Origin of the sequence: Allobosea sp. R86505, assembly GCF_042466375.1 — a bacterium.
GTDB lineage: Bacteria > Pseudomonadota > Alphaproteobacteria > Rhizobiales > Beijerinckiaceae > Allobosea.
Map to the genome: position 1 here is coordinate 300,025 of NZ_JAXHPY010000001.1, position 11,586 is coordinate 311,610.

At 69.2% G+C, this 11,586-nt stretch carries 12 protein-coding genes and 1 tRNA gene; 7 read left to right on the plus strand and 6 right to left on the minus strand.

What is annotated here, in order from left to right:
* Window positions 1–27: 27 nt before the first annotated feature.
* Window positions 28–345 (minus strand): PetM family of cytochrome b6f complex subunit 7, encoded by a 318-nt coding sequence (locus SJY11_RS01410; RefSeq protein WP_376984692.1) that lies wholly within the window; start codon window positions 343–345, stop codon window positions 28–30.
* A gap of 206 nt (window positions 346–551) precedes the next feature.
* Between SJY11_RS01410 and SJY11_RS01415 the strand changes: the two genes are divergently transcribed.
* Window positions 552–641 (plus strand) — tRNA-Ser (locus SJY11_RS01415).
* Window positions 642–1,098: 457 nt separating this feature from the next.
* Here the strand turns inward: SJY11_RS01415 and SJY11_RS01420 are convergent.
* The 4 genes from SJY11_RS01420 to SJY11_RS01435 are packed head-to-tail and all read right to left on the minus strand — an operon-like array spanning window position 1,099 to window position 4,505.
* Complete coding sequence (locus SJY11_RS01420; protein WP_376984693.1) at window positions 1,099–1,911, minus strand: shikimate dehydrogenase family protein; 813 nt, start codon at window positions 1,909–1,911, stop codon at window positions 1,099–1,101.
* 34 nt (window positions 1,912–1,945) lie between these two features.
* Complete coding sequence (locus SJY11_RS01425) at window positions 1,946–3,025, minus strand: LacI family DNA-binding transcriptional regulator (protein WP_376984694.1); 1,080 nt, start codon at window positions 3,023–3,025, stop codon at window positions 1,946–1,948.
* A 36-nt stretch (window positions 3,026–3,061) separates the two neighbouring features.
* Window positions 3,062–3,748, minus strand: coding sequence for a hypothetical protein (locus SJY11_RS01430; protein WP_376984695.1), 687 nt, complete (start codon window positions 3,746–3,748; stop codon window positions 3,062–3,064).
* Between the two features lie 13 nt (window positions 3,749–3,761).
* The gene (locus SJY11_RS01435; RefSeq protein WP_376984696.1) at window positions 3,762–4,505 is read right to left on the minus strand and encodes a 3-ketoacyl-ACP reductase; all 744 of its coding nucleotides are present in this window, start codon (window positions 4,503–4,505) and stop codon (window positions 3,762–3,764) included.
* Between the two features lie 156 nt (window positions 4,506–4,661).
* Here SJY11_RS01435 and SJY11_RS01440 point away from each other — a divergent pair, with 156 nt between their 5' ends.
* Window positions 4,662–6,299 carry an acyl CoA:acetate/3-ketoacid CoA transferase gene (locus tag SJY11_RS01440; RefSeq protein ID WP_376984697.1) on the plus strand — a complete coding sequence of 546 codons (1,638 nt, stop codon included), beginning with the start codon at window positions 4,662–4,664 and terminating at the stop codon, window positions 6,297–6,299.
* A 3-nt stretch (window positions 6,300–6,302) separates the two neighbouring features.
* Here the strand turns inward: SJY11_RS01440 and SJY11_RS01445 are convergent, their stop codons facing one another.
* Window positions 6,303–7,238 (minus strand): ketopantoate reductase family protein, encoded by a 936-nt coding sequence (locus SJY11_RS01445; protein ID WP_376984698.1) that lies wholly within the window; start codon window positions 7,236–7,238, stop codon window positions 6,303–6,305.
* A gap of 194 nt (window positions 7,239–7,432) precedes the next feature.
* On the opposite strand from SJY11_RS01445, the gene SJY11_RS01450 reads away from it, so the two are divergent.
* The 5 genes from SJY11_RS01450 to SJY11_RS01470 are packed head-to-tail and all read left to right on the plus strand — an operon-like array spanning window position 7,433 to window position 11,532.
* Window positions 7,433–8,287, plus strand: coding sequence for an ABC transporter permease (locus SJY11_RS01450; protein WP_376984699.1), 855 nt, complete (start codon window positions 7,433–7,435; stop codon window positions 8,285–8,287).
* Between the two features lie 52 nt (window positions 8,288–8,339).
* Window positions 8,340–9,338, plus strand: coding sequence for an ABC transporter substrate-binding protein (locus SJY11_RS01455; RefSeq protein WP_376984700.1), 999 nt, complete (start codon window positions 8,340–8,342; stop codon window positions 9,336–9,338).
* A gap of 46 nt (window positions 9,339–9,384) precedes the next feature.
* Window positions 9,385–9,894 (plus strand): MaoC/PaaZ C-terminal domain-containing protein, encoded by a 510-nt coding sequence (locus SJY11_RS01460; RefSeq protein WP_326912278.1) that lies wholly within the window; start codon window positions 9,385–9,387, stop codon window positions 9,892–9,894.
* Window positions 9,895–9,904: 10 nt separating this feature from the next.
* Window positions 9,905–10,729 (plus strand): ABC transporter ATP-binding protein, encoded by an 825-nt coding sequence (locus SJY11_RS01465; protein ID WP_376984701.1) that lies wholly within the window; start codon window positions 9,905–9,907, stop codon window positions 10,727–10,729.
* Between the two features lie 2 nt (window positions 10,730–10,731).
* Entirely contained in the window at window positions 10,732–11,532 is an 801-nt protein-coding gene (locus tag SJY11_RS01470) for an enoyl-CoA hydratase/isomerase family protein (RefSeq protein ID WP_376984702.1), read from the plus strand.
* The last annotated feature ends 54 nt before the right edge of the window (window positions 11,533–11,586 follow it).

Below are 11,586 nucleotides of genomic sequence, written 5' to 3' on the forward strand. Positions count from 1 at the left end.
GACAGGCGCAATGCGCGCCCGCGGTCTTCACCGTCGCGTGACGATGCCGATGACGGGCTCGCGCGGCGTTCCGAGCTTCAGCAGCAGGAAGCCGAACAGCAGGGCGAGGAGCGCAGCCGGGACCTGCAGGAGCTGAACCAGGACCGGATCCCACAGCCAGGGATGCAGACGCTCGACCAGCGGCTTCAGCGCTTCTCCGCGCAGGCCCGTCAGCGTCGACAGCGCGAGATCGAGCGGCGTGTAGACGAGCCCGGAATTGGCGATCGAACGGGCGCCGTCGATCACCAGGGACACGAAGCCGGCCGCGACGAGCAGATAACCGGCAAGCCGCAGCAGGAACCGCACGCGTCACTCTCCTCCATCCGATCGCAGGCGCTGCCGGGTGGCCGGCCATGGCGGCCGGGCCCACAGTGCCCGTGTCGGTATCGGGATGTGCCCCTTCGTCCGCGGCATTGCAACACCGTCGTCGGGGCGCTGCCGCCGCATCTTCTGCCGAGAGCCGCGAGAACACGCTTGAAAGTCACCCGCCCCGCGGTCATAAGCAGCGCGCCGGACAGGTGGCCGAGTGGTTGAAGGCGCACGCCTGGAAAGTGTGTATACGGGAAACCGTATCGCGGGTTCGAATCCCGCCCTGTCCGCCATCATATCATTGCTTCATTGAGCAAAGAACCCGCGCGCCGCTGAGAGGCAGGCCGCGCCGTTCGGGGATCACCGGCATCCACCCGTGCCTTCTCGAACTCCGGGCCGGCCATCTCGCCACGACCCAGGCGGTGATCAGCATGACCCGGCAGAATGCCGGCGATCAGCGCGAACGCGGCAGCGGCGGCTGAGCCGGCTGGTCGAAAGTCTGCTCGAACCGCGCTTCTGACGCTCGGGCTGGGAAGCGGCGGATGACCGGTTTCGAAGTCGCGTCTGCGTCCGATACGCCCCATGGACCCATGTCCGGTCTGCAACGCTGTTCAGGCTGATCGCGCGCGGCCACGGGACGACGCGCCGCGCCCCGGTGGCGAGCCCGGACGATCTCGCCGCGCATGACTGCACCGTTCTGTTCTTACCTGACGTCGAGAGGAGGAGGCAGGCTCCGACCCCGCGGCGCGCTCATCGCAGCCGAAAGCCCAGGAAATCTGCGATCGCCGCCGTCTGCGCCGCGACCATGGCGCCGCCGCCGGCCACGCGGCAGCCGGCTTCGGTCGCCGCCCGCAGCAGCGGCGTCGAGGGCTTGGTGACGATGTCGACGACGGCGGTGCGAGCGGACAGGCCGGCGATGTCGATGGCGATGCCGTCCTCCGGCATCATCCCGACCGGCGTCGCATGGACGAGCAGATCGAGATCGGCCAACTCGAAGCGGCCCGCCTTGGGCACAAGCCGGCCCTTGGCCGCGATGCGGGCGCAGAGCTGGCTGGCCCTGGCCTCGTCCTGATCGACGATCGAGAGCGCCGAGACGCCCGCTTCCGCCAGCGCGAAGGCGATCGCCGCGCCGGCTCCGCCGGCCCCGACGAGGCCCGCGCGCATCCCCGCGGGCGAGAGCCCGAGGCTCCCGACCGCGCCGACCAGCCCGATGCCGTCGAAGATGTCGCCGACCCAGCTGCCGTCCGGCAGGCGCCGCGCCGCATTCACCGCCCCCACGTCGCGCGCCCGCTCGCTGATGCTGTCGAGCCAGGGGATCAGGCGCTCCTTGTAGGGCATGGTGACGACGAGGCCGTCGAGATTGGCGAGCGCGAGCAGGCCGGGGATCGCGGCCTCGAAGCGATCGGCTGGTACGTGCAGCGGCACAAGCACCGCATCATGACCCGATGCCGCGAGCCGCGGATTGAAGTTCTGCGGCGAGCGCGCATGGATGACCGGGTCGCCCAGAAACCCGAGGAGCCGTGTGGTGCCGCTGATCGCGGGCTGGGGAGCGTCTGCGGGCATCGGGCAACCTTTTCGGACGAGCGGATGAGAGGGCTCAGATCTGTGGCGGGGGCCCGGAGGAGGCCCGGATCACCAGTTCGGCCTCCGCCTCGAAGGAGGCCGCGCAGTCCCGCCCCTCCAGCCGCGCGATCAGCACCTGCGCCGCCACCTGGCCGATCTCGGCGCCGGGCACGCGGACCGTGGTGACCGGCACGGGCAGATGGCTCATGATCTCGATGTCGTCGTACCCCACGATCGAGAGATCGTCGGGCAGCCGGATGCCCAGGGCGAGCGCCTCGAGGACGGCGCCGACCGCGAGATGGGCGTTGCCGCAGATGATCGCGGTCGGGATCGGCCGCGTCTCCAGCAATTGCCGCAGCAGCTTGCGACCGTCGGCGATGGACCATTCGCCCATGGCGAAATGCTGCGGCCGCACCGCCAGGCCGCGCTGGGCGAGCGCATCGCGAATGCCGTCGAGACGGGCGCTGGCGCGGTCGTTGTTGCGGATCGACTGGGCGATCACGCCGAAACGGACATGGCCGAGATCGGCCAGATGGTCCGTCATCATCATCAGCGCCTTGCGGTTGTCGGGGCCGACGCAGGTGCCGTGGGTCTGCGGATCGTAGACGAAGGTGTTGACGAAGGGCATGCCGCGACGGGTGAGGAAGGGCAGCAGATCGGGATGGTGCGCCTGCCCCACGAGGATGAGGCCATCGACGCCCCGCTCGACGAATTTGCGGACCTGGCGAATCTCGAGTTCGGGATCGTAATCGGAGCAGGCGAGCAGGAGCGTGTAGCCGGCCCGCGACAGTTCCGACTGGATGGCCTGCGTCGCATGGGCGAAATCGCCGACCGACAGCGCCGGGAAGACCGCCCCGATGGTCTGCGACCGGCGCGTGCTCAGCGCCCGCGCGGCGCCGTCCGGCACCCAGCCGAGTTGCTCGACGGCCACCGCGATGCGCTCCCTCAGATCGGCCGAGACGACGTCGGGATTGTTGATCGCGCGCGAGACCGTCGCCGTCGAGACGCCGGCCGCGCGCGCCACCTCGCGCAGCCCGACGCTGCGGGGCGCCTCCGCCGTCGCTTCGGGGGTGCCGACGGAATCGGCCGTCGCGGCTGTCTTGGCCCTCGCCATGGGGTTCATCGCTCCCGACAAAAGATGAGCTGGCTGTCAGGCGATCTGCCCTTTCGCCAGCCCGTATTGCAGCCGGTAGATGCCACAATCGCGCGCAGGATCGTAGCCGGATGCGAAGGCCGACAGCGTCTCCGGCGCCGCATGGGCGGAAAGTGCCGCCTCCAGCGGCGCGGCCTCGACCGCCTCCACCAGGAGGATCCAGTCCGCGGTCTGGTCGGGCTCGCCGCGCAGCGCCTTCTCGGCCGTCGCGCCGCCGCCACCACCCTGCCCTTCGAGCAGATGCACCGCGACGATCGACGGCGACGCCTGCAGCTTGCCCATCACCGCACTGAGACCGGCAAAGAATGCGTCACGCTCGCCGCACGCCGCCAGCCGGAGCGTCGCGACGAAGGCCCCGTCGCCGAGCCCGCTGCTCTGCGCGACACGGCAGATCGTCCGCGAGGTCTCGCGGAAATGCCGGACGACCCGCTGCGTCCAGGGCGACGGCGCGTTCAGCCGCGCCAGATAATCCGGCGAGACCAGCACCTCGGGAGTCTCCGTCTCGTAGAAGTTGAAGTATTTCGGCGTGCCACGCTGCGCCACATAGCGGCGCCCGCGCAGGAAACCCGGCACGGCGACGCGCTCGGGGATGTGCTCGCCAATATGCCAGGCGACGAAATCGGCCTCCGCCTCTTCGGCGATGCCGTTCCAGATCGCCAGCACGCCCTTGCCCGCCAATGCCACGTCGCTCTCTCCTTCAGACCCTGTGCAACTGCAGCCCGCCGCCGACATCGATGTGGATGCCGGTCGCATAGGGGATCGCCCCCGTGACGAGGGCGGCGACGGTGCGCCCGACATCGGACGGCTCCCCCCAACGCTGCATCGGAATGCCGCCGGCCGCGAGCAGCGCATCGTATTTCTCCGTGGCGGGCGCGGTCATCGCGGTGCGGATCACGCCCGGCCGCACCTCGAACACCGCAATCCCCTCGGCGGCCAGACGCGCCGCGAACAGCTTCGCCATCATGCCGACACCCGCCTTGCTGATGCAGTAATCGGCGCGGTTCTCGCCGACGATCTCGGCATTGGCCGAGCCGATGAAGACGATCGAGCCCGGCTGGCCCGGCGCCCGCGCCAGGCGCCGGCGGGCGAAGGCCTGCGTCAGGAAGAAGCCGGCGCGGAGATTGACCGAAAGCGTGTCGTCGAAGCTCTCCGGCGCGAGATCGAGCAGGTCGCCGCGCTGGCGCGAGGTGATGCCGGCATTGTTGACCAGGCAGTCCGGCTCGCCGAGATCGGCGGCGATCCGCTCGATCAGCGCGGCATGGCCCGAAAGATCGGCGACGTCGCAGCTGTAATAGGCGCCGGGTCCCGCCGGGATGCCCTCCGCTTCGGCGGCCGGCTCGCGGCTGACGCGCGCCACGACGAAGCCCGCGGCCGAGAGCGCCTGCGCGATCGCCGCGCCGATGCCGCGGCCCGCCCCGGTGACGATCGCGACCCGTTTCACGGCATCGTCCCCGGGGCCGTGTCGGCAGGGCCTCTCAGGGTCGGGGCAAGGCGGCTCGGACTTGACACTGGTCGACTCCCAATTCTATGCAAGCGGTTACAAAACCGGCTGCGAAAGTCAATCGCTCCGATGCCGGACGCAGCGAGGAAGCGACCGATGAAGGTGATCAGCGCGAGCGAGGCCGCCTCGCTCATCCAGCCCGGCGACAGCATCCTGGTCAGCGGCTCGGGCGGCGGCCACTGCGTGCCCGAGGCGGTGCTGGAGGCGATCGAGGCCCGCTTTCTCGAGTCCGGCGCCCCGCGCGATCTCTGCCTGATCCACGCGGTGGGCATCGGCGACCGCAAGCTGAAGGGCGCCGCGCGCTTCCGCCATCCCGGCATGCTCAGGCGCAGCATCACCGGCGCACTGGTCGATTCCCCGCCGCTGATCGAGTTGGCGCAGAAGAACCTGATCGAATCCTACACCCTGCCGCAGGGCGTGATCGCGCAGATGACGCGCGAGATCGCGGCCGGCCGCCCCGGCGTCATCACCAAGACCGGGCTGCACACCTTCGTCGATCCGCGCCAGCGCGGCGCGCGGCAGAGCGCCTCGGCACGCGAGGACCTGGTCGAACTGCTGGAGATCGGCGGCGAGGAATGGCTGCGCTTCAAGCCCTTCCCGCTCGATGTCGTGCTGCTGCGTGGCACCACCGCCGACGAGGACGGCAACATCACGATGGAGCAGGAGGCGGTGCCCGGCGAGATGCTGTCCTCGGCCCAGGCGGGCCGGCGCCTCGGCGCGGTCGTCGTCGTGCAGGTCAAGCGGCTGGCGCGGCGCGGGACGCTGCCGCAGCGCGCGGTGAAAATTCCCGGCATCCTCGTCGACCATGTCGTCGTCGACGAGAACCAGCGCCAGACCTACTTCAGCGACTACAATCCCAGCTATTCCGGCGAGATGCGCATTCCGCTGGAGGGCCTGCGCCGGCTGCCCTTCACCGAGCGCAAGATCGTCGCGCGCCGCGCGGCCATGGAGATTCGGCCTGGTGCGGTGTGTAATCTCGGCGCCGGCATCTCGACGGGCGTCTCGGCGGTCGCGGCGGAGGAAGGCTTTCTCGACGAGGTCGTGCTGACCAACGAGCAGGGCTTCGTCGGCGGCGCGCCGCTGACGGGGCCGGATTCCGGCGCCGCGCAGAATTACGACGCGATGGTCGACCAGCCTTACCAGTTCGACTTCTACGATGGCGGCGGGCTCGACATCGCCTTCCTCTCCTTCGCCGAGGTCGATGGCGAGGGCCATGTCAATGTCAGCCGCTTCGGCGACACCATCGTCGGCATCGGCGGCTTCGTGAACATTAGCCAGAACGCCCGCAAGGTCGTGTTCAGCGGCACCTTCACCGCCGGCGGGCTGCAGATCGCCACCACGGACGGACAATTGCGCATCCTCCAGGAAGGGCGCAGCCGCAAGTTCGTCCGCTCCGTCGAGCAGATCTGCTACAATGGTCGCTTCGCCCGCGAGCAGGGCCGCGAGGCGGTCTTCGTCACCGAGCGCGCGGTCTTCCGCGTCGGCGCCAGCGGGCTCGAACTCTGCGAGGTCGCGCCCGGCATCGACATCGAGCGCGACATCGTCGCTCATATGGATTTCCGCCCCGCCATCGCGGCCGATCTCAGGACGATGGATGCGCGCCTCTTCGCGGCGGAGCCGATGGGCCTGAGGCGCGACATCGCAGCGCTCGGCTCGCAGGCCCGCCAGCCACGACGCCGGCTGGGCCTGAAGGACAGCCCCCGGCGTGTCGCGGGCGTGGCCGAGCCGGCCTGAGGCTCAGGCCTCGTCCCGCGCCCGTTCCAGCCCGAGCATGAGAGCCGCGAAGGCCTCGAGCGTCGGTGTCGCCACGCCTTGCGCGTGGCCACGCGCGATCACGCTGGCATAGATCGCCTCGACCTCACTCGGACGACCCGCCTCGATGTCGCGGCGCATGCTGGTCTTGTTGCGCGCCGCGCCGCTCGCCACGATGCCGTCGAAAACCCGGTAGCGCGTCTCGGGAGGCAGATCGACCCCGCAGGCCTGCGCGACGGCGGCGGCCTCGTCCATGGCGCGCCGCGCGACCACGGCCAGAGCGGGCAGTCCGGCGACGCCGCCGATCGTCAGTCCCGTCAGCCCGCTGGTGGCCGACATCGCCACGTTGAGCATCAGCTTCCGCCATTTCTCGGTGACGATGGCGTCGCTGGACTGCGTCGGGATGCCATGGGTGCTCATCAGCGCCGCCAGGGCCTCGGCCCGCGCTGACACGCCCCCGGCCATCTCTCCGACCAGTGTCGGCAGCACGGCATAGCTGCGCACGACACCGGGCGCTTCCAGCGTCGCGCCCAGCGAGGTCAGGCCGCCGAGCACGGCGCCGGCCCCCAAGGATTCCGCCATGATCTCCTCATTGCCGAGACCGTTCTGGAAGCTGACCGCGATGCTGCCGGGCCGCATCAGCGACGCCACGGCGCCACTGACCGCCCGCGTCGCATGCGCCTTGCACTGGACAAAGACGATGTCCGCGGCAGGCACATCGGCCACCGAATGGGCGGCACCGATCGGCACGGTTCGCTCGCCGCCCTCGCCCAGGATGCGCAGCCCCTGCGCGCGCAGTCCGGCGGCATCCGCCTCGCGCCGCACCAGCAGGGTCACGCGCAGCCCGTTCTCGGCGAGGAGCCCCCCGAACAGGCTGCCCATCGCCCCGGCGCCTGCGACCACGACATGCGGATCCGTCATCGGCTCTCTCCCTTGCGGAGGGCGGGCGCCTCCGAACCGTAATGTAAGCGGATACATTTTGCTTGTCATGCCGCCCGAGCTGCACTAGCGTCCGGGCATCGACAGGAGGAAGGGGCGCGCTGGCGTCACCATGCCTCGTGAAGAGCGCGGCCTCACGGGGACCGGCGCCGTTCGTCAGGGAAGGAGAGCCGGAGATGGCTTCGCAGATGGCGTCGCGAGCGGCGTCCGATTTCGGTGGCCCCGCCGCGACGGAGCTGGCGCCGCAGCGCCGCTCGCCCATGATGCGGCGGCTGCGGACGATCGGCTGGAATCTGATCCCGCCGCTGACCTTCGTCGCGATCGTCGGCTTCTGGTCGCTCTCGATCCAGATCTTCAAGATCCCGGCCTATCTGCTGCCGGCGCCGGGCGCCGTGTTCCAGCGCGTGATCACCGATGCCGCGATGCTCTGGCTCAACGCCAAGGTCACGCTGACCGAGATCGTGCTCGGTTTCGGGCTCACCGTCGTGCTGGCGATTCCGCTTGGCCTGCTGATCGCGCTCTCGCCACTCGCGAAGCAGACGCTCTATCCGCCGATCATGCTGCTCCAGCTCGTGCCGAAGATCGCGGTTGCGCCGCTCTTCCTGGTCTGGCTCGGCTTCGGTATCGAATCGAAGGTCCTGCTGACGCTGCTGATGACCTTCTTCCCGCTGCTGCTGGCCAGCATCAGCGGCTTCCAGATTCTCGATCAGCGCCTGCTCTATCTGACGCAGTCGATGGGGGCTGGCACCTGGCAGACCTTCTGGTACCTGCGCTTCCCGGCCGCGCTGCCGGTGATCTTCGCAGGCATCAAGACCTCGGCGACGATCGCGGCGACGGCAGCCATCGTGGCCGAGTTCGTCGGGGCCAATCAGGGCCTCGGCTATGTGCTCCTGCGCGGCACCAGCACGCTCGACATCGAGCTGACCTTCGCCGTGCTCGTGGTGCTCACCATCATCGGCATCGTCATCAACTACGCGGTCGAGTTCAGCGAATGGCTGATGACGCCGTGGCAACGCGGCGGCCGCCGCTGACCCGCGAGCCGCGAACGGCTTTCACGACAAGAAACCAAAGGGAGGACGTCACATGAAGCACTGGATCAACCGTTCGATCACGGCCGCGGCCTTTGCCGCCGGTCTCGGCCTGTCCGCCGCTCTGGCGCAGACGCCGGTCACCTTCCAGCTCAACTGGACCGCGGGCGGACCCAATGCCGGCTTCGCCGCCGCCGTCGGCGAGGGCTACTACAAGGCCGCCGGCCTCGATGTGACGGTCGTGCAGGGCAACGGCTCGGGCAACACCGCCCAGCTCGTCGCCAGCGGGCGCTCGCAGCTCGCCTATGCCGATGCCGTGGCGGTCAGCCAGCTCATCGCCAAGGGCGCGCCGATGAAGATCGTCTCGACCGTCTACCAGTCGAACCCCAATTCGGTGAACGCGCTCAAGAAGACCGGCATCAAGTCCATCGCCGATCTCAAGGGCAAGAAGGTCGGCGTTCCCGCCGGTTCCTCCCAGGGTCCCATGCTGCCGCTCCTGCTGAAGGCCAACGGCCTGAAGGAGTCGGACATGACGCTGATCAACATGCCGGTGGCCGCGATGGTGCCGTCGCTGCTGCAGGGCCAGGTCGACGCCATTCTCGGCTCGCTCGACGCCTACCAGATCCAGCTCGAGATGCAGGGCGCCGAGCTGACCAACTTCCCCTTCGCCGACCATGGCGTGCCCACGGTCGCGACCTCGATCTTCGCTTCGAACGACTTCATCAAGCAGAATCCCGACGTCCTGAAGAAGTTCATCGCCGCGAGCCTGAAGGGCTGGTCCTTCGCCCTCGACAACCCGGCCAAGGCGACCGAGCACGTCAAGACGCTGTTCCCCGACACCAACGTCAAGCTCGCCAGCGCCGAGCTCGCCGCCATCACCCCGCTGTTCTGCAGCGGCGGCGCGAAGTTCATCGGCAAGGCCGAGGACGCGCATTGGACCCGCACCCAGGCCCTGCTCTCCGAGGTCAAGCTCCTGCCCGAGGGTCAGGATCCGAAGAACTACTACACCAACGACTATCTGCCGCCGGTGAGCGAGATGCGCGCCTGCAAGTAAACGCAGGCCGCCCCGCTTCCCTCACACCAGGACCACGGCGCACGCCATGCAGGACAAACCGAGACTGGGCTACCGCTATGACGATCTCTCTGTCGGGATGCGCTTCCGCAGCCCCGGCCGGACGATCACCGACGCCGATCTCGTCGGCTTCTCGGGGCTGACCGGCGACTATTCGGAGCTGCACACCAGCGACGTCTATGCGCAGAGCAGCCAGTTCGGCCGAAGGGTCGCGCATGGCATGCTCGGTCTCGCCTATGCCCATGGCCTGATGTGGGCGCGCACCGGCGAACTGCGCGAGACGGCGATCGCCTTCCTCGGCATCGACGGCTGGCGCTTCGTCGGGCCGGTCTTCGTCGGCGACACCATCTTCGTCGACTACGAACTCGCCGAACTGCGCGACAGCCGCTCGCGGCCGACGCAGGCGATCGCGACCTTCGAGGTCAAGGTCGTCAAGCAGGACGGCACCCTCGTGCAGCAGGGCCGCAAGGCCCTGCTGGTCTCCAAGGTCCCGCTCGATGCCGTCGCGGCCTCGACCACCGCCCCTGCGGCCAACTGACGGACAGGCCATGACCGATCACGACCAGAAGTCCGGTGTGACGATCCAGATCCGCAACGTCTCCAAGATCTTCGGAGCCGAGGACGAGAAGCCCTTCCGCGCCCTGAAGCCGCTCGACATCACGATTCCCGCCGGCCAGTTCATCTCGGTCGTCGGGGCCTCGGGCTGCGGCAAGAGCACGCTGATGCTGATGGTCGCCGGGCTGCTCGCCCGCTCGACGGGCGAGATCATCGTCGATGGGCGCCCCGTGACCCGGCCGCTCACCGATCTCGGCATCGCCTTCCAGGATCATCTCCTGCTCGATTTCCGCACCGCCTTCGAAAACGTCATGCTGCATGCCGATATTCGCGGGCTCGACCGGGAGACGCTGGCGCGGCGCGCGAAGGACCTCTTCGCGCAGCTGCGGCTCGAGCATGCGATGGACAAATATCCCAACCAGCTCTCGGGCGGCATGCGCCAGCGCGTCTCGCTGATCCGCACCCTCGTCCACGAACCGCCGCTGATCCTGATGGACGAGCCCTTCGGCGCGCTCGACGCCCTCACCCGGCTGCAGGTCCGCACCGACCTCGAAAGCCTCTGGCTGCGCCGGCGCCCGACCGTGCTCTTCATCACCCACAGCGTCGAGGAGGCCGTCGGCCTGTCCGACCGCATTCTGGTGATGAGCCCGAGCCCCGGCGAGGTGATCGACGACATCCAGGTCGACCTGCCGCGCCCTCGCCCGATCGTGCTCGGCGACGCTGCGGCCTTCGCGGCCTATGTCGACCGCATCCACCATCAGTTCGAGCGCATGGGCGTGCTGCACGGCATCACGCTGCCGCAACAGAGCGCGGCCTGAGCATGCCGGCCGACATCGCCGACGCGCCGGCGACAGCAGGCGCCGTGCTGACCGAGCGGGGCCCCGTCGCGGAGATCGCGATGGCGAACGGACCGCTCAATCTGGTGACGCGCCCGCTCCTGCGGCAGCTCAACCGCATTCTGCGCCAACTCGCAGGGCGTACCGACCTGCGCTGCGTCATCCTGCATGGCGGGGAGGCGCGCGCCTTCTGCGCCGGCAGCGACATCAAGGAGTTCGGCCCGCTCGGAGCCGATGCCAGCGAGCGCAAGATCCTGTTCGAGGACATGGTGCTGCGCAATCTGGCCAGGCTGCCGATGCCGACCATCGCCGCGATCGACGGGCCTGCGCTGGGCGGAGGGCTGGAGCTCGCGCTCTGCTGCGATCTGCGGGTTCTCCGAGCCGGGGTCGCCATCGGCCTGCCGGAATGTCACCTCGGCGGGCTCGCCGGCAGCGGCGCGGTTCGGCTTACGAGGCTCATCGGCCCGGCCCGCGCCAAGCAGATGCTCTTCACCGGAACCTCGATCTCCAGCGAGACCGCTCTCGCCTGGGGTGTGGTCAACGAGGTCGCGTCCGAGGGTTCGGCGCTCGACGCCGCGCGCCGGATGGCTGGCGAAATCGCCCAGCGCGGCCCGATCTCGAACCGTCTGGCCAAGGAGATCGTGGACCGCTCCGGTGATCTGCCGCTCGACGCCGGGCTGATGCAGGCCAATGTCGCTCAGCAGCGCATCTTCGATTCGGATGATCTCCACGAAGGCGCGGCCGCCTTTTTCGGCAAGCGGGCGCCCATCTTCGCCGGGCGGTGACGGTTGCCCCCATGGCCCAGGCCGCCGGTCACGAGCGGGCGCGACGGCGATCTG

Bases quoted from the DNA above. Each gene is read 5' to 3' on its own strand.
- SJY11_RS01460 (WP_326912278.1), top strand. From the start codon at position 9,385: ATGCAGGACAAACCGAGACTGGGCTACCGCTATGACGATCTCTCTGTC.
- SJY11_RS01450 (WP_376984699.1), top strand. From the start codon at position 7,433: ATGGCTTCGCAGATGGCGTCGCGAGCGGCGTCCGATTTCGGTGGCCCC.
- SJY11_RS01425 (WP_376984694.1), bottom strand. From the start codon at position 3,025: ATGGCGAGGGCCAAGACAGCCGCGACGGCCGATTCCGTCGGCACCCCC.
- SJY11_RS01420 (WP_376984693.1), bottom strand. From the start codon at position 1,911: ATGCCCGCAGACGCTCCCCAGCCCGCGATCAGCGGCACCACACGGCTC.
- SJY11_RS01445 (WP_376984698.1), bottom strand. From the start codon at position 7,238: ATGACGGATCCGCATGTCGTGGTCGCAGGCGCCGGGGCGATGGGCAGC.
- SJY11_RS01440 (WP_376984697.1), top strand. From the start codon at position 4,662: ATGAAGGTGATCAGCGCGAGCGAGGCCGCCTCGCTCATCCAGCCCGGC.
- SJY11_RS01470 (WP_376984702.1), top strand. From the start codon at position 10,732: ATGCCGGCCGACATCGCCGACGCGCCGGCGACAGCAGGCGCCGTGCTG.
- SJY11_RS01455 (WP_376984700.1), top strand. From the start codon at position 8,340: ATGAAGCACTGGATCAACCGTTCGATCACGGCCGCGGCCTTTGCCGCC.
- SJY11_RS01465 (WP_376984701.1), top strand. From the start codon at position 9,905: ATGACCGATCACGACCAGAAGTCCGGTGTGACGATCCAGATCCGCAAC.